This is a genomic window from Bdellovibrio bacteriovorus, assembly GCF_001592735.1.
In the GTDB taxonomy this organism is placed as follows: Bacteria; Bdellovibrionota; Bdellovibrionia; order Bdellovibrionales; family Bdellovibrionaceae; genus Bdellovibrio; species Bdellovibrio bacteriovorus_D.
Map to the genome: position 1 here is coordinate 261,596 of NZ_LUKE01000003.1, position 21,505 is coordinate 283,100.

The window sequence follows — 21,505 nt, forward strand, 5'->3', positions numbered from 1 at the left end:
GAACAAAATCGGGGTCTAAGATACTGTTATGTCATGTCTTTTGCGCACTTACACGTTCACTCTGAATACTCTCTTTTAGAAGCCGCTTGCCGAGTTAAAGGCATTGCCAAAAAAGCCGCTGCTATGCAGATGCCAGCAGTTGCTTTGACTGACAATGGAAACATGTTCGCCGCGGTCGAGTTTTATTTTGCCTGCAAGGACAATAACGTAAAACCGATTTTGGGTTTAGATGCGTATATTGCTCCGGGTTCTCGTCATGAAAAAAAACAAGATCGCGATGCTGTGCAAACGGGTCCACGTCGTTTGGTTTTCTTAGCGCAAAATACGGATGGTTATAAAAATCTCTGTAAGCTTTCAACGATTGGTTACCAAGAAGGTTTTTACTGGAAACCGCGCATCGACTATGAGGTCATCAAAGAATACAATCAAAACTTAATCTGCCTTACGGGCGGCTTGCGCGGCGAAGTGGCAGAAAGCTTCTTGCGTGAAGGACCGGATGCGGCCCTGGCGAAAATTCGTCAGCTCAAAGAGATCTTTGATGATCGTCTGTATTTAGAAATGTGCCGCACGGGCGTTCCTGAGTGGGATCAAATCAATCCTTTCTTGATGGAAGCTTCTAAGATCGTGGGCGTCCCGGTGGTGGCGTCGAATGATGTTCACTACATGACTCAAGACGATCAATTGGCCCAAGAGGTTTTGATCTGTATTGGTTCGAATAAAACTCTCAGTGATGAATCGCGTTTCCGTTTAGGAACAGATGAGTTCTATTTTAAATCCGCCGATCAAATGACGTCGTTATTTGCCGACGTGCCGGAGGCGATCAGCAACACTTTACAAATTGCCGATCGTTGCGATGTGAAATTTAAAATCAAAGATGAGTCCGGGAAACCGATTTACCATCTTCCGACCTTCCCGACGGAAGGTGGCGTCAGCTTGACGGAAGATATTGCTCGTAAATCAAGAGCGGGCCTCGAGGAAAGATTCGTCGAAGCCGCAGCTCGTGGCGAAGCGGTGCCGGAAGAAAAAAAACCTGAATACGAAGCGCGATTAAAATACGAATTAGGCATTATTGATCGCATGGGCTTTAACGGTTACTTCTTGATCGTCCAAGACTTCATCAATTGGGCAAAGCAAAACGACATTCCGGTGGGGCCGGGCCGTGGTTCGGGGGCGGGTTCTTTAGTTGCTTATGTTTTAAGAATTACGGATTTAGATCCTCTTCCTAACTTCTTGCTGTTTGAGCGTTTCTTAAATCCAGAACGTATCTCGATGCCCGACTTTGATATCGACTTCTGTCAAGATCGTCGTCAAGAGGTCATCCAATACGTGACGCAAAAATACGGGCAAGAATCCGTTTCGCAAATCATCACCTACGGTAAACTTCAAGCTCGCGCGGCGATCAAAGACGTTGGCCGTGTTTTGGGTATGACCTTTCCGGAAGTAGATGCCGTTACCAAATTAATTCCGGAAAAATTAGGCATCACTTTAAAAGACGCTCAAGAAATGGAACCGCGTCTGAATGAAATGATGGAGATGAATCCAACGGTCGCTACACTGTGGGATTTAGCTTTACGTATCGAAGGGATGGTTCGTCACGCGGGGATCCATGCCGCGGGGGTTATCATCGCCGATGGACAGCTCGTACGTCATGCGCCTCTTTATCGTGGGGCGGGGGATGAGCAAGTTGTTCAGTACGATATGAAGCATGCCGAAAAAATCGGTTTGATCAAATTCGACTTCTTGGGTTTAAAGACGCTCACACATATTAATCATGCTCTTAAACTGATTAAGAAAAATCGCGGTAAGACCTTGCTTGCAAGTCAGATCCCGATGACCGACACGGCCACCTTCGAGATGATGTCTCGGGGGGACACGGCCGGGGTGTTCCAGTTCGAGGGTGAGGGTATCACCGATGCCACTCGTAAGATTCGCCCTTCCAGTTTTGCCGATATCACCGCGATCACGTCTCTTTATCGTCCCGGTCCGATGGCGAACATTCCTGACTTTACCGATCGTAAGCACGGGAAGGCGCCCGTTGAATACTTGCTTGAAGACACACGCGAGGTTTTGTCAGAGACCTACGGGATCATGGTCTATCAAGAGCAAGTCATGGGTATTGCCTCGCGCATTGCCGGATACTCTCTGGGTGAAGCCGACATGCTTCGTCGTGCGATGGGTAAAAAGATCAAAGAGGAAATGGATAAGCACCGCGAGCGCTTCATGCAAGGGGCCATTGAGCGCGGTCATGATAAGCAAAGATCATCAGATTTATTTGATCTGATGTATAAGTTTGCCGATTACGGTTTCAATAAATCCCATGCCGCTGCTTATTCAGTGGTCACGCTGCAAACGGCTTATTTGAAGTGCCATTATGCTGCCGAGTTTTTCGCAGCCCTTTTATCGACCGAGCTTTCCGATACCGATAAAATCGTTAAGTACTCTAAAGACGCGGCAAAGCGTGGTATCTTGGTGAAGTCACCGCATGTAAATTATTCGGATTATCTGTTTGATGTCCGTGGTGAAGATATTTATTTCGGTCTAGGCGCAATCAAAGGCGTTGGTGAAGGGGCGGTTCAAGCCATCATTGAAGCTCGCGAAACTATGCCGGATAAAAAGTTTCATTCGTTAGATGATTTCTTTAACAATATCGATCTTCGCCGTGTGAATAAAAAGGTGATTGAGTGCTTAATCAAGGCCGGTGCTTTTGATGGTTTCGGTGGGCATCGCGCCCAGTTGATCAATGGTTATCAAAAATACCTAGATCGCGCACAAGGTTTACAAAAAGATAAAGAACTGGGTCAGGCGTCATTGTTTGATTTAGGTCCTTCCACGGAAACAGTGGTGAAGCTTGAGGAATGCAAAGCGTGGACACGCACGGCTTCTTTGTCTTATGAAAAAGAAGTTTTAGGTTTTTACTTAAGTGATCATCCACTGAAAGGTTTTGATACTCTTTCAGAGCTATGGACGACGTGCAAGGTGATTGATTTGCCCGCGCAAATGCCACCTCCGGGTTCGCCGGAAGCGGAAGCTTTAAAAGCGGCCAAAAAAGACTGGAAGAATCGTGACGCGGGAAAAAAACGCGTCGTGGTGGCGGGGCTTATTACTGAAATGCGTGAGTTGATTACCAAAAAAGGGACGCGCATGGCATTTAGTAAGATCGAAGATCTTACCGGAGCTTGTGAGTTGGTGATTTTCCCCGACTCTTACGCGCGATTTGAAATGCAATTGCGTGACGAAAGGCCGGTCTTGATTGGCGGTTCTTTAGAGGTTGAAGAGGGTGTGGCCAAGATCATGGTCGACACTGTTTCGCCATTAGAAGATCTGCTTAAAAAGACCAAGAGTCTGGTGTTACATTTAGATAAGGTGGATCCTTTGGATTACCCTCGTTTGCATTCGTTGATGAGGGATTATCCGGGGGCGACTTCGGTGAATTTTGAAATCACCATGCCCGAGGTGAATCGCAAGATTCTTTTAGACACTCCCGATGTGTCAGGCATTGCCGTGAGCAATGAGTTTTTTGAGGGGATTCATGCCGTTTTCGGACGCACGGACTTTATTGAGTTAAGGAGCTAAGGATGCGCGCGTTAGTAGTACTCATTACGGGGCTTTTGTTTTTTTCAATGGCCCCAGCTCAACAAGGTGAATTGATTGATCGCACTTTTTCAGGAACTTCGAAAGAAACCAATCCTCAAGAAGCACGTCGTGATATTCAAGAGCAAGCTTCGCAGAAAATTTCTGAAGACATCGTGAAAGAACTGATTGGCGATGAAAGATATAATCGCAATCGTTCTTTGATTAATTCTAAAATTTTTAAAAATTCAGCGCGCTATATTCCGTACTCAAAACCATCGGCATTAGTACAAGATGACGCCGGTTTTAGGATGTCGGTCGAGATGAAGCTGTCGTTGCGGGATCTCAAACAAATGCTGCAAGAAAATGCGCTTTTAAATGAAAACGACGCGATTCCGGTCGTGTTGCCGACAATTGCCTGGGTGGATCGTGTTCAGGGTCGTAGCTATCGCTGGTGGATCCCCGGGGATCGAAACGCGCAAGCCTTTTTAATGAAAAATGGTCGCCTGCTTGAAAATGCGTTAAGAGATTCTTTTCAAAAAAATAACTTCTATGTGATTCGTCCGATTGAAGCCGGTCTTGGTGCAAGTGTGCCTTCGGATTTTCACTCTGAAAAAATCTCTTCTGAAGACAATACCTTTTTTGCGCAATACTTTAACGCGCCCGTCATGATTGATGGCCAGGTTTTGATCAACCGAGCGGACAGCGGCAATGGATTTAAAATTGAAATCAGCATGAAAGCGATTCAGGTGAGCAATGGGCGTGCGATTGCCGATGTGTCTCGTCGTTATGAGACTCAAGGGGGCAGTTATGAAAGTGCCATTGATAAACGCCTGCGTGAAGTGGTGGATACGGCAAGTAGCGATTTAGCTTCGCAGGTTTTAGAAGCCTCCCAACGCGGTTCTTTGGGAACCTCCATCTTACGCGTGACGATTTCAGGTCGCAGCTCTATTCCGCAAATGGAAGCCTTAAAAGATAAAATTCGTTCGCAGCTGACGCAAGTCAAAGGCATCCGTGAACGTTTGGTGAGTTCTGAAAGTGTCAGCTTTGAAGTCGACACGGCTTTGCCGCCGGCAGAACTTGCGACGAAAATTGAAACTTTGGATATCAACGGGAAGCGTTTAAGCAAAGTGTCTGAGCAAAAGGACGAAATCGTATTTAAATGGCAATAAGGAGAAATCAGATGATGCAAAAATGGATTCTTGCATTGATGGTGGTAGTAACGGCGGCGGGATGCTCGATCATCGAGCGCAGTCAGCCCGGTCTTCGTCGCGAGATCAAAGATGTCAACTATGAGGCTCGCCGGGATGATGCCTCTCCTCGAAAACGCCTGATGGTTCTGCCATTCTTAGATGAGTCGGAGAAGCGTCCTCAAGATTTAAGAGATCGTGCTCGCCAGGCTTTTATTATGGATTTAAATCGCACCGGGGATGTGATTGCGATTGATAGTAAGGAACTCAATATGGATGTCACCCGGATGATGTCCGGCGGTCAGTACAAGCTGCAAGAAATCGCCAAAGCGGCTCAAGCCATGGGTGTTAATGCCGTGCTTGAAGGGAAAATCAAAGACATTCGCATTAAGCGCTCGGCGGACAATGTCGGGATTGTTCGTCAGATGTCGACGACTTTTGAGATCGTCGCGCAAGTGCGTGTCGTAACGGGGCGCTCAGGTCGAGAGGTTTTTAACACGGTCAAAACTGTCACTGTGGAAGAAAAAGGCTCTCGCGTGGGTGAACGCGTAGAAACGGATAAGTTTTTAGCCAACAATCCCGAGATGGTTGAAGTCATCGTGAAAGATGCATTTTTAGATTTCACTCCTCAGGTGATGAATTCGCTAGATAAAGTCAGCTGGGAGGGTCGCATTGCTGCGATCAATGGGGATCGTATTTATTTAAACGTGGGCCGGGTTTCGGGTCTTCAGGTTGGTGACCTTTTAAAGGTGATCGATGAAGGGGACGACGTTTATGATCCAGAAAGTGGCAGTCATATTGGTCGTGTTCCCGGGCGTCTTAAGGGGACACTTGAAGTCATCAGTTACTTTGGTAACGATGGCGCGATTTCAGTAATCCACTCTGGCTCGGGTTTTCGCGAAAACGACCGCGTAGAGCTTTATTAATTAAAATATCAGGAAAAACTTTTAAGCAGTCCTTTAAGAGTTTTTTGAAACAGGGCGGGTTTTTTATGCAATCTTGCGATTTGCAATCCGCCTTGAATGCTTTCTAAAAAAATATCTGCTGCCCACGAAGTATCTAAATTTTTTCTAAAGGCTTTTTCTTTAATTCCCTGTTTCAGTGTTTGATGGGCCCAGCGTCTTTGGTTGCTTTGAAATTTAGCAAGGCTCTTATGCATCTTCGATGAAAAGGTGTTGAGTTCACACGTTAACACGCCAATTGGACACAGTTTTTGATGGTCTTTTGTCATCCCATAACAGTATTTAAGCCATGCCTCCAACTGTTGAATCGCAGGCAACTTGGCGTTTTTTTTGGTGAAGTTATTGAAATACTTTTCGTATTCTTTAATTAAGGCTAGGCCTAGATCTTCTTTCGATGAAAAATAGTAGTGAAGGCTGGCTTTGCGGATCCCTAAGTCGTTAGCAAGGTCCTGAAAGCTAAAACCGTTAAATCCCACGGTTTGGAGATAATAATGGCCACGTTTCAAAGCTTCGTTATAAGTCTTGGGAGGTGTCAAAGTTTGCGTCATATTTGCCCTCAAATCCTCATCTCTCTTGCAAGAAATTTTGGTTTATCTTATTATCTACCTATCAGTAGGTAGGTAATCAAGCCTATTCTCAGAAAGAAACAGATTGGGAATGTTTTATGAATAAAGCAGCAAAAACCATGCGTCCGGTGGCTATTCTTGGTGGATCTCGTACTCCATTTGTGAAATCTTTCTCGCACTATGCGCGCATTGGGAATAGGGAGTTGATGACGGCAACGTTAAAAGACCTGGTAAATAAATTAAACATCCAAGGGGAGCGTTTGGGGGATGTGGCTTTAGGCGCGGTGATGAAAAATGCTTCGGATTGGAATATGTCCCGCGAATCACTTTTAAGCTCGGGCCTTGATCCGCACACACCAGGTTATGATGTGCAACGTGCCTGCGGTACGGGATTAGAAACAATTGCACAAATTGCGTTAAAGATCGCGGCGGGGCAAATTGAAAGTGGCATTGGCGGTGGGACGGATACCAACAGTGATATCGCCGGGGTTTTGCCGCATGAATTCACGTGGATTTTGAAAGACGCACAAGCCGCGAAAACTTTGCCGGATCGTTTGAAAAAATTGTCTGAATTCAAACTGCAATACTTAAAACCTCAATTTCCCACGGTGCAAGAGCCTCGTACCGGTAAATCCATGGGGCAGCACACGGAAATGATGGTGAAAGATTGGATGATCTCTCGCGAAGCTCAAGATGAGTTGGCTTATCGCAGTCATATGAATGCGGCGAAAGCTTATGATGAGGGATTTTATAATGACCTGGTTTTTGAATTTAACGGCCTTAAAAAAGATATCTTCGTCCGTGGCGATACGACAATTGAAAAATTAGCGAAACTAAAACCCGCCTTTGATTTTACGGGCACGGGCACCTTGACGGCAGGAAACAGCACGCCATTGACAGACGGTGCTTCCGCAGTTCTTTTGGGCAGTGAAGAATGGGCACAAAAAAAGAACTTAGATGTTTTAGCTTATTTTGTAGATGCAGAATACGCGGGCGTTGATTACGTGGGTGGTGAAGGTCTTTTGATGGCCCCCGCGTATGCAGTTCCAAGAATGCTTCGTCGCAATGGTTTGACTCTGCAAGATTTTGATTTCTATGAAATCCATGAAGCTTTTGCGGGCCAGGTTCTTTGCACACTCAAGGCTTGGGAATCAGATGAATATTGCCGCACTAAATTGGGAGAACCAAAAGCTTTAGGTTCTATTGATCGCAGTAAATTAAATGTCAAAGGTGGAAGCCTTGCTTTGGGTCATCCCTTTGCCGCCACCGGTGGCCGTATTGTGGCGTCTTTAGCAAAAATGCTAAAGCAAAAAGGTTCGGGCCGTGGCTTGGTCTCGGTGTGTACGGCGGGTGGCATGGGTGTCACGGCAATTATCGAAAGATAGGGAATGTCCTGGGCTAAAAAGTTATATATGAATTTTATTGTGCTCCTGTCTTGGATCCTCCCCAAGGCAGGAGCTCGTCGGGCGCAAAAAATATTTCTAACCCCGACACGTGTGCCTCGTCCTGCTTCTGAAGCTGACTTTTATAATTCTGCAAAAAAATATCAATTTCCTCATGGCATTGCCGCGTTTGAATGGGGTGAAACGCAAAATCCCGCCGTGCTGTTAGTGCATGGATGGAGTGGCCGGGGAACTCAAATAGGAGCTTTTGCTGCGCCCTTGGTGAAGGCGGGGTTCCGAGTGATTGCCATTGATGGTCCCGCGCATGGTGCTTCTGACGGTCAAATGACAAATGTGGGCGAGTTCGCCAATGCGCTGATGGCGGTTCAAAAAAATATCGGACCTTTGCACGCTTTGATTGCTCACTCTTTTGGGGCTGGATGTTCTATTGTCGCCATTCAGCGGGGGCTGCAAGTAAAGAAAGCCGTTTTGATCGCGGGACCTGCAAGATACGAGAGAGTTCTTGCTAATTTTTTTAAACTCTTACCGATTTCGCCTCAAGCGCAGGAATATTTTATTGTCGAGCTGCAAAAAAAAGTGGGAATCCATGTGAAAGATCTGAATGTAGGTCACCTCGGAAAGAGCCTTCCTATTGAAGCCATGATTGTACATGATACTGAGGACAAAGAGGTCCGTTTTCAATCTGCGCTTGAGATTCAGGAAGTTTGGCCGCAGGCAAAACTTTTGCGCACGGAAGGATTGGGTCATCGACGTATTTTGCGTGATCCAGAAGTCCTTCGTGCCGTGACGGAGTTTATTAAATCTTAAAGATCCGTTTCTTGACTTCTTTTGGGTGAAACTAAAGACTTAAATCGTCATCTTTTGTTAATCATCTTAAGAAGGAGTTTAAGAGTGAAATCTCAATTCACAACTCGAATTTTTCTATTGGCCGCAGCGGCGTCTTTGATCACCGCATGTACAAAAAAATCTGACGACATCAAAGTGGGTGTTTATGGACCCTTCACGGGTGGATCAGCTCCGATGGGTGTTTCAATGCGTAATGGGGCGCAATTAGCGATTGAAGAAATCAATGCCGCCGGTGGCGTATTAGGTAAAAAGCTTGTGATGGTGGACCGCGATGATGAAGCGAAAAATGAGCGCGGCGGACAAATCATGCAAGAACTTTTAGATAAGGAACAAGTCGTCGCTGTTCTTGGTCCGATCAACACGGGTGTTGCAAACGCCAGCACGAATTATCCAAATAAGAAAAAAGTGCCGCAAATCATCAACGTGAGCGCGGGCGCAAAAGTAAATGATTATTTTAAAGAAGTTCCTGAAAACTACATCTTCCGCATTGCTGCGAATGACCCTTTGCAAGCAAAGATGGTGGTCGGTGAAGCTTTAAAACGTGGATTTAAAAAGCCTGCTCTTCTTTGTGACGACACGAACTTTGGACAAAGTGGTCGTCATCAAATGGAAACAATTTTAGAATCTAACGGCTTAAAGCCAGTTTACGTCGGTAAGTTTAAAATCAAAGACACGGACATGACGGCGCAATTGCAAGAAGCCAAGGCGGCGAAAGCCGATGTTTTACTTGTGTGGGGTATTGGACCTGAACTGGCGGCGGTTTCAAATTCTTTAGATCGTATCGGTTGGAAAGTGGATCAGATCGGCAGCTGGACTTTGGCGATGTCGAATTATATCGTGAACGCGGGTAAAAACGGTAATGGCACCACGATGCCACAGACATTTATTGAACTGAGTGCGACAACTCCTCGTCAAAAGAAGTTTGTGGAGGACTATCGCAAAAAATATAACGAAAATCCGATTCAATCGGCGGTCTCTGCAGCTCAAGGATATGATTCTGTTTATTTGTTAAAAATGGCGATTCAGCAGGCGGGTTCTACAGAAGGTCCAAAAATCAAAGCGGCCCTTGAAAATTTAGCAGAAACTTATGAAGGCGTTACCGGCACGTACACAAAGCCTTTCTCGGCAACCGATCACGAAGCGGTGAAAGACGCCAATGTTCGCATGGGTATGGTGAAAGACGGACAGGTTGTTGAAGCCACTGCTGCCGCCAAAAAATAGGTCACAATTCACGATGACGGAGCTCTTACAACTGACAGTGTCAGGAGCGATTCAAGGCATGATCTATGCCTTGATCGCTTTTGGCTATAGCTTGACCTTTTCCACTTCAAAAACAATCAACTTCTCTTTAGGAAATATCCTGATGTTAGGCGGGGTGGTTGGTTTTGCTCTTTATGTTGATAAAGCCACGGGCAATCTTTTAGGGATGCCCTTTATTTTGCCGATCCTGGGGGTTTTGGTCGCCGGTGTTTTAACAGGAGCTGCTGTTCATAAATGGGCGGTTGAGCCATCATTAAAATTAAAATCGGAATACACCTGGGTTTTGGCGACCTTAGCGGTGGGAATCATTCTTAAAAATGCGGTGGAACAAATTTGGTCGACCGGAGATTATCGCTTTCCTTCGCCTTTGGGGGATGAACCGATTCGTCTCGCGGGCGTGGGGATTTATCCGCAAGAAATTTTAATCGTGATTGTCGCGATTTTAATTATCGTAGGCGTCGAATTATTCAAGCGTTACACGGTCTTTGGAAAAGCCATTCAAGCAGTCAGTGAAGATAAAGAAACCGCCAGTTTAATGGGTATTCCGCAGAAATTCATTATTCAACTTTCATTTATGATGAGTGCCACGATTGCAACGGTGGCGGGCCTTTTGGTTGCGCCATTGACCTTTGTTTCTGCAAGTATGGGAACGGTTTTGGGTATTAAAGCCTACGCCGTGGCGATTATCGGAGGTTTAGAATCCGGATGGGGCTTGCTCTTGGGTGGTCTGATCTTGGGGGTTTCGGAAGGATTGACGGCGAAATATATTTCCAGCGGTTATAAAGAGATGCCGGGATTTTTGTTATTGATCATCGTTATTTTAATTAAACCCACAGGCCTTTTCGGCAAAAAAACAATCAAGAAGGTTTAAGGTTTATGAAAAATCCAGCTGTATTAAAAGCTTTAAAGTATCTTGTTTTATTGTTCCCGATGACTTTGCCGTTATGGGTGGATAATCAGTATTACGTACAAAGTATCTTGGGTCGTATTTTTATTTATACGATCTTAGTTGTGTCGTTAGATTTGGTTGTTGGATATATCGGCGACATCTCCATTGGTCATGCCGGACTTTTTGCGATTGGTGCTTACGCCATGGCAGTCTTAAGCGCGCCGGCCAGTATGAATACGGACGGCAGTTTGACCCATTTTTACGAGTGGCCTTTCTGGGCGTCTTTGCTTGTGGCTATTGGGTTGACCGCGTTGGTGGGCTTTTTCTTAAGCTTCCCGTCACTGAAGGCCTCAGGGCCCTACTTGGCGGTCACGACCATTGCCAGCGGGATGATTATTTATACCTTTATTAACGAACAAGAATTCCTGACCAACGGGACAAAAGGCATTCGCATGGCCGGCCTGACGTTAGCAGGATTTTCTTTTGAAGGAAATCGTCTGATTTGGGTTGTGTACCCTTTCTTGGTGCTCACCATGATGCTAAAGAAAAACTTAGCGTTAAGCTTCTGGGGCCGAGCGTTTGAGGCGATCAAATTTAGTTCCATCGCCGCAGAATCTTGCGGCATTTCAAAGGTGCGATATAAAATCATCGCGTTTGTTCTGTCGGCCGCGATCGCGGGGCTTGCCGGCGCTTTATTTACTCATTTAGACAGTTATATTGCTCCCAACACCTTCACCATGGATTTTTCCGTGCTGGTCTTAATGGCGCTGATCTTTGGGGGAGTCAGATCCACTTTAGGAAATTTTATCGGCATGTCGCTGGTCGTGATTTTACCGGATCTTTTCACTTGGTTTAAAGATTATCGTTTGATGGTGTTTGGTATTTTACTATTGCTAACCCTTTTCTTTTTGCCAGACGGTTTGGCCGGGGTGATTCGCAAGTGGTGGGAGAAATATTCTTTCTCGGCCCGCGATGAAAAGGCCTTTATTGAAGGATTGCGAAAATCAGCGACGGAGCCATTAAAGTTTGCCTCTCAGAAAGGTAACATAAAAATTCCGTTGCAATTAAAGTCAGTTGAAATGGCTTTTGGTGGTTTAAAGGCCGTCAATGATTTAGAAATGGAAGTAAAGCCGGGCACCATTCGTGGTTTGATGGGGCCGAATGGGTCGGGTAAATCCACGACGGTGAATGTGGTGACGGGTCTTTATACGCCGACCAAGGGACATGTGTATGCCTTTGACAAAAAGATCACGCGCTTAAAACCCTTTCAACGCGCGCATCTGGGGATTGCCCGAACTTTCCAAAACTTACAACTTTTTGGTGATCTGTCGGTTTTAGAAAATGTTCTTGTGGGATTGCATAAGCATTTCCGTTCCGATTTTGTTTCTGTGCTCTTGGGTCTTCCGAATGTGCGTAAAGAAGAAGAGCGCATGATGGTCGAGGCTTTACAATGGCTTGATTTTGTGGGCTTGGGTCACTTGGCTTCAGAAAAAGCAAAAAACTTAGCATACGGTCAGGCACGTCGTTTAGAAATTGCGCGCGCGCTGGCGCTAAAGCCGAAGCTGTTATTGCTTGATGAACCTGCGGCGGGCTTAACGTCTTCCGAGATTCAGGAATTCAATCAGATCATCTTAAAAATAAAATCCCACGGGATTGCGATCTTGTTGATTGAACATCACATGGACATGATGTTAGCCGTTTCTGATGAAATCACCGTTTTAGATTTCGGTAAAAAAATTGCCGAAGGCTTGCCATCAGCCGTGCAGAAAGATCCGAAAGTGATCAGTGCGTATTTAGGAACCGAGGTGGGGCATGCTTAAAGTTGAAAACTTAGCCATCCACTATGGTGGTATTCAAGCTGTGCGCGGGATTAGTTTCGAAGTGAAAGCCGGTGAATTGGTTTCATTGATCGGTTCAAATGGTGCCGGGAAAACTTCGACTTTAAGAGCTATTTCAGGCTTGGTAAATCCTTCTAGCGGCAATGTTTATATCGATGGCAAGGTCGTCACCGACATGCCAGCCAATAAACGAGTCAGCTTAGGTTTGGCCCACTGTCCAGAAGCGCGCAAGATATTTTCTCAGCAGTCTGTCTTGGATAATTTGACCTTGGGTGCTTACCTGCGCTTTGGTAAAGAGAAAAAGTCAGACATTGAGACCAGCATCGAAGAAATGTTTGCGATCTTTCCCAAACTCAAAGAACGCCAAAAGCAAGTGGCCGGAACTTTGTCTGGCGGCGAACAACAGATGTTAGCCATTGGACGCGCGTTGATGTTAAAACCTAAGATCTTGATGCTGGATGAACCTTCGATGGGATTGGCGCCCGTAATTATCGAAGAAGTATTCCGCGTAATTGAAAGAATCAAATCCGCTCGCACCACGACCATTTTACTTGTAGAACAATTAGCATTTATGGCACTTAAAGTGGCGGATCGCGGAATTGTTTTAGAGCAAGGCGTGATTCGCCTTGAGGGGCCGGCGGCAGACCTTAAAGACAACCCGATTGTGCGCGAGGCGTATTTGGGCGTTAAGACCAGCTAGTAACATTTCGCGCGAGTCAATTGACTGAATTTTAGATACCCCTTTGCTCTGTTATCACGACCAGGTTTGTGCGCGAAGGGGTTTTTCTTTTCTAATCTCATATTGAGACATGGTGTTTTGTTTGCATTTTCGTCTTTTGATTAAGGAGAACTTATGAAAAAGGCGCTGTTGCTTACGGTTTCTTCGGTTTTGACTTTCAATTCAATCTCTGTGGCCTTCGCTGACCAGGCGTTGGATTTTATCAAGCCCCCAACGGCCGAAGAGGTCGCCAGCCAAATAAGACAACAGCAGCTTGTTAAGATCATTCAAGAACAAGGTGGCAAGGCCGCTTTGGAAAACATGACTCGCGAAGAGCTGATCCAAGCTAAGAACGATCTTAGAGTTATCGTTGATGCGTTAAAGGTAGATCTTAATCGCGCGGAAGCTATCGATGGAGACAAGGTGGGATATCTTGTTCGTAATATCGGAGGCATCGGTATCGGAGCTGGCATTGTGATGATGGCGGTCGGTGTACTAAAAGCGGAAATGGCTCCAGGAAAAGTAGATTTTAAAAGCAATTGGTTGATTTTCTTTAGTGGTTTTTTAGGAACATTAACGATCTTAGGTTCTACGGCCGTGACGGCGACAGGGCAGGTGATGGTTTGGTTGACGCCAAGTCAGGCGACCAAAGTTCAAGAGCGCCTGGATAAAATGTCAAAAGTTTTAGATCAATTGGAAGCGCGATTGAAATAGGAGTCAGATCTTGTTTAAGATTTTCGGGGCCGTGGCCCTTTCATTTGTGATTTCAACGCAAAGTTTGGCGGCATCAGCGCCGAGCTGTCAGCATATTTTTTTAAATAAAAATGCCGCGCGCTTGGAATTACAAGAAATCTTAAAAGAAAATTACAATTTAGATTCGCACTCGATCCTGCAAAAAATGATTTTAAAATACAGCGCCCGCAGATTAAATAAATCTTTCGGGTCCACCCCCCGTGACTTGCAAGAATCCATCGTGCAGGTGGATCGCATGATTCAAATTGCAGAAAGCCTGGGTTCTGTCAGTGAAAAAGGAAGCTACCTAGAAAAAGACTGGGTTCGTCGCGAGGTTTTATCTAAAAGTGTGCAAGATATCATGCGCTCGTATGGTTATGAGACGGCCCAAGCTAAAACCATCTTTAAAAAGATTTTCTCTAACCGCGCGGTAAGATTTTTAATTAATCCCGGTGAATTGCCCTTCATCCCGGATCGCCCCGTGCCTCCGGCGATCTTAGAAAAAATGTTTCGCGAAGGGCCGGAATCTGTGCGCACCGAAATGCGCGAGTTCTATGAATCACAAAAGCAGTACAACGTGGATTCATACCGTACTGTGGCCAAACTTTATAAGTGGGTTGCCGTTTCGATTTTTGCAATTTTAGCCTGGGATCATTTTGAAGAAAGCCGAGAGCAAATAAAAGAAGATCAAAAAAATAAGTTTACGAACTCCTTAGATGACTTGGACGAAATGCTATCGGTTTTAGATGAAGAATTTGAGCGTCGAGGACTTTATAAAGATTCAAAATAAAGCAAAACAATAAAAGGGAGAATCTATGAAAAAAAGAACAGTATTGATGGCCGGAATTTTGGCAATGCATACGATGGGTGCAAGTCTGGCCATGGCAAACCAAGGTGGTTTGACAGAGCGGCAACAACAACTAATCCAGTTGATGGAAGAAAAAGGGGCCAAACAAGCCATCCGCCAAATGTCTAACGAAGAGCTGTTAGCGGCCCGCGAAGACCTGCGCACGATCATCACGACATTGCGCGCGGACTTTGCCATTGCAGAACTTCAAGATGGTGAGCGTTTAGGTTATAAAGTGCGCACCGCCGGTCTTTACGGCGTGGGTGCTGCCGGCGCTATTTTCATCTTAGGCATCATTGATGAATCCGTGGGATTTGGAAGCCGCGTTGCGGGTCCCGACAAGGGCGGCAGTATCATGGCAGGTATGATCATTGGCGCTTTGGTCGGAACAGCCGCGGTGGCTACGACTACAGTCGGACAAGCCATGGTGTGGTTGACTCCTAGTGAAGCGGCCGTAGTTCAGGATAAGCTTGATCTTATGGTGAAGGCTTTAAATCAGCTGGATAGCCGTTTGAAATAACTTAAGTTTACGAATTGACGAAGCGCATCCTGGATTGCTCCTAGATGCGCTTCGGTGCTAGTTTAGTCCTTCCAATATCTTGTGCGGATATAGCGTAGTTGGTAGCGCGCTTCCTTGACATGGAAGAGGTCACTGGTTCGAGTCCAGTTATTCGCACCAATTTTTCTCAATGATCCTGCTTCGCCTCTCCTCACTTAACTGCGAGTGTAAACTCTAATGGCATTAATTTCTAACCGAAACAGAAAATCTAAAAACGGCAGAGAAGTAACTCTTAGAAATCCGTCCTTGAAAGATGCAGAGGCCTTGGTCAAGTTTGGCGTGATGGCAAACTCGGAAACTAAGTGCATGGTCACACTTCCAGAGGAATTTACCATCACTGTTGCGGACGAAGAGAAGTGGATAACGAAGCTTAATGAGTCAGAAAACTCACTTGCCGTAGTAGCCGAAATCAATGGAAGTATTGTCGGAATGATTGATTTCCATGGTCGTTCCAATAGAAAGCGGCTTGCGCACACCGGGGTCTTTGGTATGGCTTTGTATCCAGAGTTTCGCAATGAGGGCATTGGTCAAATGCTTATAGAGGCTTTGATTAGTTGGGCCGAGACCCATAAGGTAATTAGAAAAATTGGATTGGCCGTATTTTCCACCAATATCTCAGCCATTCATCTATATAAAAAAATGGGCTTTGTGGAGGAGGGACGTAGATTTCGCGAGGTGCAACTTTCCCCCGGTGAATTTATCGACGACATTATGATGTATCGGTGGATTAATCCAGTGAACTGAACCCCTACATTTTCGCGCTGCAGAACCGTTGCGGTGGTGATTATGCCTCCAAATACATGGTCAAGTTGTCTGAAGCTTCGCCGCTAGGAAGAATGTAAGCATTGGGGAAGGTCCCGGCTTTTTTAAAGCCCAGCTTTTCATACATTTTTACCGCGGCAGAGTTGTTTGTCATGACATCCAGTTCGATGATCGTAACGTGATTAAAGCGCTTCATATTTTCGATAAGCGTGCTCATCAGCTTCATACCTAAACCGCAGCCTCGATAATCTTGGTGAATGCTCACGCCTAATCCGGCGCGGTGTTTTCTTTTGATGTCTTTATAGCTGTGCCCATTGCAAAGACCTACCATCTTTGAATCATGAAAGGCGGCTAGGATGATATCCGAATCACTGGTCGCACTGTCTTGAAACCATTTCAGCTGATTTTCCAGCGTCTTCTGGCGGAATCTTTCTGGGGTCGAAAGAATATACGGACTGTGGGCAGCCACTTCGATCATCATGTCTAAAGTCATTTGCGCTTCGGACTCGCGCGGTGTGCGGATTTCGATTTTCTGACCTGTCTTTGAAGTAAAAAATAAACTTTCTTGGATCATTGAAGCACCGTCCTTAAAAATCATCATAGCTATCTAAGGCCGTGCAGGTCTAATTGAATGTTTTTATTTAAGTCATAACCAAAACTCGAGTTCCAAAATGGAATCAGACCTTGGATTTGTTTTACTTTCCTAACAGTGGGTAAAAATCAAAATTGTAAACGTAAGCGACTTCTTCCGGGGATTTTTCGACGATCTTCATGTGATTTTTTAATTCCGCTAAAAGCAGTTCTTTGATTTTAAATGCATCTTCGCGGGACAGACTTAAACAGGCCGAGTAGTGAATATTTTCTGGCTGCACAAAGCGCAGGTTTTGGAGGGCATGCAAGCGCCAGTTCGAGTGATGTTTTAAAATCGTCGATGAGTCATTCCCCAAGTGCATGTGTTGAGAGCCCGAAACAAGCTCACCGTTTTTTTCACTTAATAAGCCAATCTTAATCATAAAATCGACCATGTCTTGAACTTGTTCGCGTGAAAGCTTTAAGGCTTCAGCGATTTTTTCAACACGACGAAATTCAGGGATGGGGATGAGCACGTGAATAGCGCCGTAATAGGGATTTGAATAAAAGCGTTCACGATCTGCGGCTGAAATTTCAGTCTGTACTTCCAGGCGTTTTTTTATATTCAAACGCTCCTTGCGTTGGGCTTCGATTTTATCTTGGAAACGTTTTTTTAGTTCGCGAGTGCCGGCGCGATCTTTCATCAGCAGCAAAAGAAAGTATTCACCTTCATCATAAGTGTGTGAAAGAAAGCCGTTGATGGATTCACCTTGCTCTAACGAAAAATCGCCCTTTTCTTTGAGGACTTGGGATACGAAGGTGGTGTGCACGCCAATTGCTTCTGCTAGTTTCTTGCGAAGCCCGGTTCTAGAACCCTCAGACCCCAGTTTTTCCACTAAATAAGGGCGATAATCGGTAAAATTCCAAATCATAAAAGTCTCGCAAATTCAGTATGTTACATAATTAGATAGAGTTTTAGTCTATTTAATATTGATAAATTTAGCAAATAAATCTGTCGCAATGCGGCAATTTTAAGTAAAACGTCTCAGAACGAAACGGCGGGCTTTTAAGAATTCCCTCGAAAGCCTGCTTTAAGTATCTAAATTGCAGAACAAATTAGAAGGGTAACACTATGAAAAAGACAATCGCACTTCTAACATTCGCGTCCATGCTTAGCGCCTGTACTCCAGAGGCTAAGGTGCAAATGGTTCCATCTGGCGCCACGCCAAACCCTGAAGCAACGGCTTCAAAAAACAACACCATCGAAGGCACGGTGAATGGCGGAGGCGGAAAAGGGGTCCTTTGTAAAAAGAATGGACAGGAAACGCTTGAGATTTTGGATCTTTATGAAGGTCGTCTTTTATACGATCTGAAGTATACAAAATTTCAGTCACTGGAAGATGCGTCAGTGGATGAAGTTTTGGGTGAGGTCGCACAAGCCTATATGACTTATGCAAGTGAACCTGTATGGGCCAGTCTGACGACAGATGAGGCGATGAAGAACGCCATGATCGGTTTTAAAAACCTTATCCGTTTTGTTGATGACGGAGTTTCTTTGAAGGCCACAAACGATTCGAATGAGGCTTTTGTGGAGGCCGGGTGTGAAGTTAAGCAGATTGCGGTTTATTACGATGAAAACATTCTGTTAGTTGATAAAAAGCTATGGAATAAACTAGATAACGTAAACAAGGCGGCCCTGGTACTCCATGAAGCTTTTTACCAACAAGAAAGAAAAATCAAAGAAAAGACAACTTCGGTCAGTACGCGCCGGTTTGTATCTCATATCATGTCGGACAGCGGGCTTGATACTTCTTTTGCAACGGGAGACCGAGATCAGATTTATTACTGCTCAGTTCAAAAGCAGGTGGATGGTACGAGCTACTTAACTTTCCTTTACTTGATTCCTGAAGGGGACCAAACAAATCCTTCCGTCAAAATCCGCACGTCATATCCGTTTGGGAATAGTGGTATTTCTCTGGTTAGCGATAAATCAGGGGCAAAGGCAGAGCTTCGCCGTACGGTAACCATCCCGCATATGACTGTAGAAAAACTCTTGGCTGATGATGGTACAAAAAATGAATTTTACGAAGTGTATGAAGACACGCGCCGCGGAGCTATTTACCCTGTGGGTTCCTACGACCTAGCGTCGTACTTGAAAGACTGCCACAAGCTTTCTGAATCGAGTGAAAGATTGAAGTTAAACAAATAATTTGTGATTCCACAGTTTTAAAAAATCACTAACGCTAAAAGTTAAATTTAAATCTTCTTCAAGAAAGGGAATATACTTTTCTTGAAGGAGATTTTTTATGATCGATCTATACACCGCCGCCACGCCCAACGGACAAAAGGCTCATCTTATGCTTGAAGAATTGGGCATCCCTTACAAACTTCACAAAGTAAATCTAAAAGACCTGGAGCAAAAGAAGCCCGAATTCTTAGCGATGAATCCCAATGGTCGCATTCCGGTGATGGTGGATCATGAAGGGCCGAATAAAAAAGAAGTCACGGTTTTTGAAAGCGCGGCTATTTTGTATTACTTGGCTGAACGTCACCATAAATTCGGTGGTCACCATTTAGAAGAAAAAGCCCAAATCATGCAGTGGATGATGTATCAAATGTCCGCAGTCGGGCCGATGTTTGGAAACTACTATTTCGGTAAGACGTCTTTAAAGCCGGAAAACCCCGGATTTATCGAGCGCTTTGAGAAAGAATCAAAACGCATCATCACGGTATTAGAAACTCAATTAGGCCGTCACACTTATTTTGCGGGCAGCGAATACACCATCGCCGATATGTGCATGTTCTTCTGGATTAATAACTTTTTTAAAGCCAATCCAGATTGGTTTGCCGCTACACCCGGGATTCGTCGTTGGATTGGTCAAGTGGCAGAGCGTCCTGCGGTTCAGAAGGTACTTCAGGCTTAAGTCCGCGGAAGTCCCAAATCTCATGATCCATCAGCTGACTTGGTTTGACATTGCCAAGCGCTGTTTGGATCGATGAATAAATATTAGGAATTTCTTTTTCTAAATCACGCACCAGTTTTTTAATGCGCACGCGCTTTAAACCATCTTGTGATCCGCAAAGATTGCACGGAATGATCGGGAATTTCCAGACGTCCGCCAACGCTTCGATATCACGCTCTGAAACATAAGTTAACGGGCGTACTAAGATATTGCGACCGTCATCGGATTTTAACTTGGGCGGCATCGCCCCTAAAGTTCCAATGTAAAACAAATTCAGCAAAGCCGTGTGAACCACATCATCCCGATGATGACCTAACGCCAGTTTGGTAAAACCATGGGCGTGAGCATAATCATAAAGAATCGCGCGGCGCAGACGTGAACAAAGTGAACAGTAAGTCGTCCCTTGGACTTTTTCTTTGACGATGGAATAAGTATCGCGTTCCACCACGTGCAAGCGAACGCCCAAAGATTCAATCCAGGTTTTAAACGCCGTCGCATCAAAGCCGGGCTGTTTTTGATCTAGGATCGCGGCTTCAATTGTAAAATCAATTTCGGCGCGTTTTTGGATTTCGGTCAGCAACGCTAGTAAAATGCTGGAATCCTTGCCGCCAGAAACGCAGACCATGACCTTGTCGCCATTTTCAAACATATTAAACTCGCTCAAAGCTTGAACGATCTGTTTACGGATTTTAATGGCTAATGGGTGCTCGAAATCAACCGGGCTCTTGACTGTGTTCATGGGCCGCAGTTTTATCCGAAACCTCGATGACTTGTCGAGCTAATTTAATGCCGGCTGAGCGTAAAGCCTCAATCCCTCGAGCATAAACCTTATCGCCAATGGCAAATTGCGCCCCGTAATTATCCACGAAATACACGATCTTAAGCTCAATCCAGCTTTCGGTGGTGTCGGACACATAGGCCCACGGGGCGGGGATGCCGCGGATTTCTCCGATACCGGCAGCGGTGCGCTCTAGGACCTGTTTGGCATGTTCTATATTTTCCCCATAAGCCAGTTTAAAGATCTGACGACGCACAATCGGATTGTCGGGCGGGGAGAAATTAGAAATCTGTGCGTTGGCCATAAAGCGATTTGATAAAGTGATTAATTCATCAGAAAAGCCAACAAGAGTTGTTGAACGCCAAGTGATTTCTCGCACTTGGCCAGTGGCTTTTTGTAAACCATTGACGACTTCTAACCAATCACCGATTTCAAAATTGCGATCCACTTGCAGTGAAATGCCGGCAAAAAGATTTCCCAAAGTGTCTTGCAAGGCTAAACCCAGGATGACGGAGGCTGCGGCCGATGTTGCTAGCAAAGGTCCTAGTTGCAATCCAAAGACATGATTGATGCCCCAGAAAAAAAGAACGATCGAGGCGATCAAAGAAAAAATATTGACTAGCAACAAGGGCACGCCATGTTTCATCGAGCCCAAGAAAAGATACTGCAAAATAATCAATCGTGCGGTTTTTACGAAAACAACGTTACCCCACACAAAGGCCGCCAAAGCCACATAGGGCGTGGTTTTAGCAAGAGTGCCGATTTGGGCTTCGGAAGTTTGCAGGAAGATAAAAACTAAAAACAACCCGCTTAAAAAGACATAATGACGAAGCAAAGTGCGAAAGTGATTGCGAATGCTGCGATGACGTTCTTCGGAAGCTTCTTTTAAAAAAGACTTATAAAAAACCCAGGTGATCGCAATTAAGCACCCCAAAAGTATAAAAGGCTCAAGTTCCATAAGACTATAAAGTGCTTGGATTTTGATAAACTTATCTGCCATCGTGAAATGCCCTCTTTAAGTCTGATTATAGTGACTAAGTTTTAGTCTAGTC

The 21,505-nt window shown here is 45.1% G+C and carries 20 protein-coding genes and 1 tRNA gene; 16 read left to right on the plus strand and 5 right to left on the minus strand.

The genetic code is table 11. From position 1 onward, the window contains the following. Nucleotides 1–33: 33 nt before the first annotated feature. The 3 genes from dnaE to AZI86_RS13690 are packed head-to-tail and all read left to right on the plus strand — an operon-like array spanning nt 34 to nt 5,686. A complete protein-coding gene (gene dnaE, locus AZI86_RS13680; RefSeq protein ID WP_061835759.1) occupies nt 34–3,573 on the plus strand; it encodes a DNA polymerase III subunit alpha in 3,540 nt (1,179 codons plus the stop codon). Nucleotides 3,574–3,575: 2 nt separating this feature from the next. After that, entirely contained in the window at nt 3,576–4,742 is a 1,167-nt protein-coding gene (locus AZI86_RS13685) for a hypothetical protein (RefSeq protein ID WP_061835760.1), read from the plus strand. Between the two features lie 11 nt (nt 4,743–4,753). Beyond that, on the plus strand, nt 4,754–5,686 hold the full coding sequence (locus tag AZI86_RS13690) for a hypothetical protein (protein WP_061835761.1): 933 nt from the start codon (nt 4,754–4,756) through the stop codon (nt 5,684–5,686). An 8-nt stretch (nt 5,687–5,694) separates the two neighbouring features. Here AZI86_RS13690 and AZI86_RS13695 read toward each other — a convergent pair whose 3' ends face one another. Further along, nucleotides 5,695–6,270, minus strand: coding sequence for a TetR/AcrR family transcriptional regulator (locus tag AZI86_RS13695; RefSeq protein ID WP_061835762.1), 576 nt, complete (start codon nt 6,268–6,270; stop codon nt 5,695–5,697). Nucleotides 6,271–6,386: 116 nt separating this feature from the next. Between AZI86_RS13695 and AZI86_RS13700 the strand changes: the two genes are divergently transcribed. The 11 genes from AZI86_RS13700 to AZI86_RS13750 all read left to right on the plus strand — a co-directional run bounded on the left by AZI86_RS13700 (nt 6,387) and on the right by AZI86_RS13750 (nt 16,124). After that, nucleotides 6,387–7,673: an acetyl-CoA C-acetyltransferase gene (locus AZI86_RS13700; RefSeq protein WP_061835763.1), complete on the plus strand. Its 1,287-nt coding sequence runs from the start codon at nt 6,387–6,389 to the stop codon at nt 7,671–7,673. A gap of 27 nt (nt 7,674–7,700) precedes the next feature. Continuing rightward, nucleotides 7,701–8,498 carry an alpha/beta fold hydrolase gene (locus tag AZI86_RS13705; RefSeq protein ID WP_157684713.1) on the plus strand — a complete coding sequence of 266 codons (798 nt, stop codon included), beginning with the start codon at nt 7,701–7,703 and terminating at the stop codon, nt 8,496–8,498. 84 nt (nt 8,499–8,582) lie between these two features. Continuing rightward, on the plus strand, nt 8,583–9,758 hold the full coding sequence (locus tag AZI86_RS13710) for an ABC transporter substrate-binding protein (RefSeq protein ID WP_061835765.1): 1,176 nt from the start codon (nt 8,583–8,585) through the stop codon (nt 9,756–9,758). Nucleotides 9,759–9,771: 13 nt separating this feature from the next. Beyond that, on the plus strand, nt 9,772–10,668 hold the full coding sequence (locus AZI86_RS13715; protein ID WP_061835766.1) for a branched-chain amino acid ABC transporter permease: 897 nt from the start codon (nt 9,772–9,774) through the stop codon (nt 10,666–10,668). A 5-nt stretch (nt 10,669–10,673) separates the two neighbouring features. Beyond that, nucleotides 10,674–12,506: a branched-chain amino acid ABC transporter ATP-binding protein/permease gene (locus tag AZI86_RS13720; protein WP_061835767.1), complete on the plus strand. Its 1,833-nt coding sequence runs from the start codon at nt 10,674–10,676 to the stop codon at nt 12,504–12,506. After that, entirely contained in the window at nt 12,499–13,224 is a 726-nt protein-coding gene (locus AZI86_RS13725) for an ABC transporter ATP-binding protein (RefSeq protein WP_061835768.1), read from the plus strand. The genes AZI86_RS13720 and AZI86_RS13725 overlap by 8 nt, the downstream gene beginning before the upstream one ends. A 153-nt stretch (nt 13,225–13,377) precedes the next feature. Continuing rightward, a complete protein-coding gene (locus AZI86_RS13730; RefSeq protein WP_061835769.1) occupies nt 13,378–13,956 on the plus strand; it encodes a hypothetical protein in 579 nt (192 codons plus the stop codon). 10 nt (nt 13,957–13,966) lie between these two features. Further along, a complete protein-coding gene (locus AZI86_RS13735; protein WP_061835770.1) occupies nt 13,967–14,764 on the plus strand; it encodes a hypothetical protein in 798 nt (265 codons plus the stop codon). A gap of 25 nt (nt 14,765–14,789) precedes the next feature. Next, nucleotides 14,790–15,341, plus strand: coding sequence for a hypothetical protein (locus AZI86_RS13740; RefSeq protein WP_061835771.1), 552 nt, complete (start codon nt 14,790–14,792; stop codon nt 15,339–15,341). An 83-nt stretch (nt 15,342–15,424) separates the two neighbouring features. Further along, a tRNA-Val gene (locus tag AZI86_RS13745) sits at nt 15,425–15,500 on the plus strand. A gap of 57 nt (nt 15,501–15,557) precedes the next feature. After that, entirely contained in the window at nt 15,558–16,124 is a 567-nt protein-coding gene (locus AZI86_RS13750; protein ID WP_081111936.1) for a GNAT family N-acetyltransferase, read from the plus strand. A gap of 40 nt (nt 16,125–16,164) precedes the next feature. Here the strand turns inward: AZI86_RS13750 and AZI86_RS13755 are convergent, their stop codons facing one another. Together AZI86_RS13755 and AZI86_RS13760 are read right to left on the minus strand one after the other, a co-directional pair. Next, complete coding sequence (locus AZI86_RS13755) at nt 16,165–16,743, minus strand: GNAT family N-acetyltransferase (RefSeq protein WP_081111937.1); 579 nt, start codon at nt 16,741–16,743, stop codon at nt 16,165–16,167. A 94-nt stretch (nt 16,744–16,837) separates the two neighbouring features. Continuing rightward, the gene (locus tag AZI86_RS13760; protein ID WP_061835774.1) at nt 16,838–17,644 is read right to left on the minus strand and encodes a TIGR02147 family protein; all 807 of its coding nucleotides are present in this window, start codon (nt 17,642–17,644) and stop codon (nt 16,838–16,840) included. Nucleotides 17,645–17,844: 200 nt separating this feature from the next. Between AZI86_RS13760 and AZI86_RS13765 the strand changes: the two genes are divergently transcribed. Both AZI86_RS13765 and AZI86_RS13770 read left to right on the plus strand, forming a co-directional pair. Beyond that, nucleotides 17,845–18,921 (plus strand): hypothetical protein, encoded by a 1,077-nt coding sequence (locus AZI86_RS13765; protein ID WP_061835775.1) that lies wholly within the window; start codon nt 17,845–17,847, stop codon nt 18,919–18,921. Nucleotides 18,922–19,018: 97 nt separating this feature from the next. Then, the gene (locus tag AZI86_RS13770) at nt 19,019–19,636 is read left to right on the plus strand and encodes a glutathione S-transferase family protein (protein WP_061835776.1); all 618 of its coding nucleotides are present in this window, start codon (nt 19,019–19,021) and stop codon (nt 19,634–19,636) included. On the opposite strand, the gene ttcA is transcribed toward AZI86_RS13770, so the two are convergent. Together ttcA and AZI86_RS13780 are read right to left on the minus strand one after the other, a co-directional pair. Beyond that, nucleotides 19,563–20,414 (minus strand): tRNA 2-thiocytidine(32) synthetase TtcA, encoded by an 852-nt coding sequence (gene ttcA / locus AZI86_RS13775; protein WP_061835777.1) that lies wholly within the window; start codon nt 20,412–20,414, stop codon nt 19,563–19,565. The two genes, AZI86_RS13770 and ttcA, sit on opposite strands and share 74 nt — an antisense overlap. Continuing rightward, entirely contained in the window at nt 20,389–21,453 is a 1,065-nt protein-coding gene (locus tag AZI86_RS13780; protein ID WP_061835778.1) for a mechanosensitive ion channel family protein, read from the minus strand. The genes ttcA and AZI86_RS13780 overlap by 26 nt, the downstream gene beginning before the upstream one ends. Nucleotides 21,454–21,505: the final 52 nt, after the last annotated feature.

What these genes read in the sequence shown, in the direction of transcription:
- AZI86_RS13725 (WP_061835768.1), top strand. Translation starts at nt 12,499, where the DNA reads ATGCTTAAAGTTGAAAACTTAGCCATCCACTATGGTGGTATTCAAGCT.
- ttcA (WP_061835777.1), bottom strand. Translation starts at nt 20,414, where the DNA reads ATGAACACAGTCAAGAGCCCGGTTGATTTCGAGCACCCATTAGCCATT.
- AZI86_RS13740 (WP_061835771.1), top strand. Translation starts at nt 14,790, where the DNA reads ATGAAAAAAAGAACAGTATTGATGGCCGGAATTTTGGCAATGCATACG.
- AZI86_RS13730 (WP_061835769.1), top strand. Translation starts at nt 13,378, where the DNA reads ATGAAAAAGGCGCTGTTGCTTACGGTTTCTTCGGTTTTGACTTTCAAT.
- AZI86_RS13780 (WP_061835778.1), bottom strand. Translation starts at nt 21,453, where the DNA reads ATGGCAGATAAGTTTATCAAAATCCAAGCACTTTATAGTCTTATGGAA.
- AZI86_RS13715 (WP_061835766.1), top strand. Translation starts at nt 9,772, where the DNA reads ATGACGGAGCTCTTACAACTGACAGTGTCAGGAGCGATTCAAGGCATG.
- AZI86_RS13685 (WP_061835760.1), top strand. Translation starts at nt 3,576, where the DNA reads ATGCGCGCGTTAGTAGTACTCATTACGGGGCTTTTGTTTTTTTCAATG.
- AZI86_RS13720 (WP_061835767.1), top strand. Translation starts at nt 10,674, where the DNA reads ATGAAAAATCCAGCTGTATTAAAAGCTTTAAAGTATCTTGTTTTATTG.
- AZI86_RS13750 (WP_081111936.1), top strand. Translation starts at nt 15,558, where the DNA reads ATGGCATTAATTTCTAACCGAAACAGAAAATCTAAAAACGGCAGAGAA.
- AZI86_RS13700 (WP_061835763.1), top strand. Translation starts at nt 6,387, where the DNA reads ATGAATAAAGCAGCAAAAACCATGCGTCCGGTGGCTATTCTTGGTGGA.
- AZI86_RS13705 (WP_157684713.1), top strand. Translation starts at nt 7,701, where the DNA reads ATGAATTTTATTGTGCTCCTGTCTTGGATCCTCCCCAAGGCAGGAGCT.
- AZI86_RS13765 (WP_061835775.1), top strand. Translation starts at nt 17,845, where the DNA reads ATGAAAAAGACAATCGCACTTCTAACATTCGCGTCCATGCTTAGCGCC.
- AZI86_RS13770 (WP_061835776.1), top strand. Translation starts at nt 19,019, where the DNA reads ATGATCGATCTATACACCGCCGCCACGCCCAACGGACAAAAGGCTCAT.
- dnaE (WP_061835759.1), top strand. Translation starts at nt 34, where the DNA reads ATGTCTTTTGCGCACTTACACGTTCACTCTGAATACTCTCTTTTAGAA.
- AZI86_RS13760 (WP_061835774.1), bottom strand. Translation starts at nt 17,644, where the DNA reads ATGATTTGGAATTTTACCGATTATCGCCCTTATTTAGTGGAAAAACTG.
- AZI86_RS13695 (WP_061835762.1), bottom strand. Translation starts at nt 6,270, where the DNA reads ATGACGCAAACTTTGACACCTCCCAAGACTTATAACGAAGCTTTGAAA.
- AZI86_RS13690 (WP_061835761.1), top strand. Translation starts at nt 4,754, where the DNA reads ATGATGCAAAAATGGATTCTTGCATTGATGGTGGTAGTAACGGCGGCG.
- AZI86_RS13755 (WP_081111937.1), bottom strand. Translation starts at nt 16,743, where the DNA reads ATGATGATTTTTAAGGACGGTGCTTCAATGATCCAAGAAAGTTTATTT.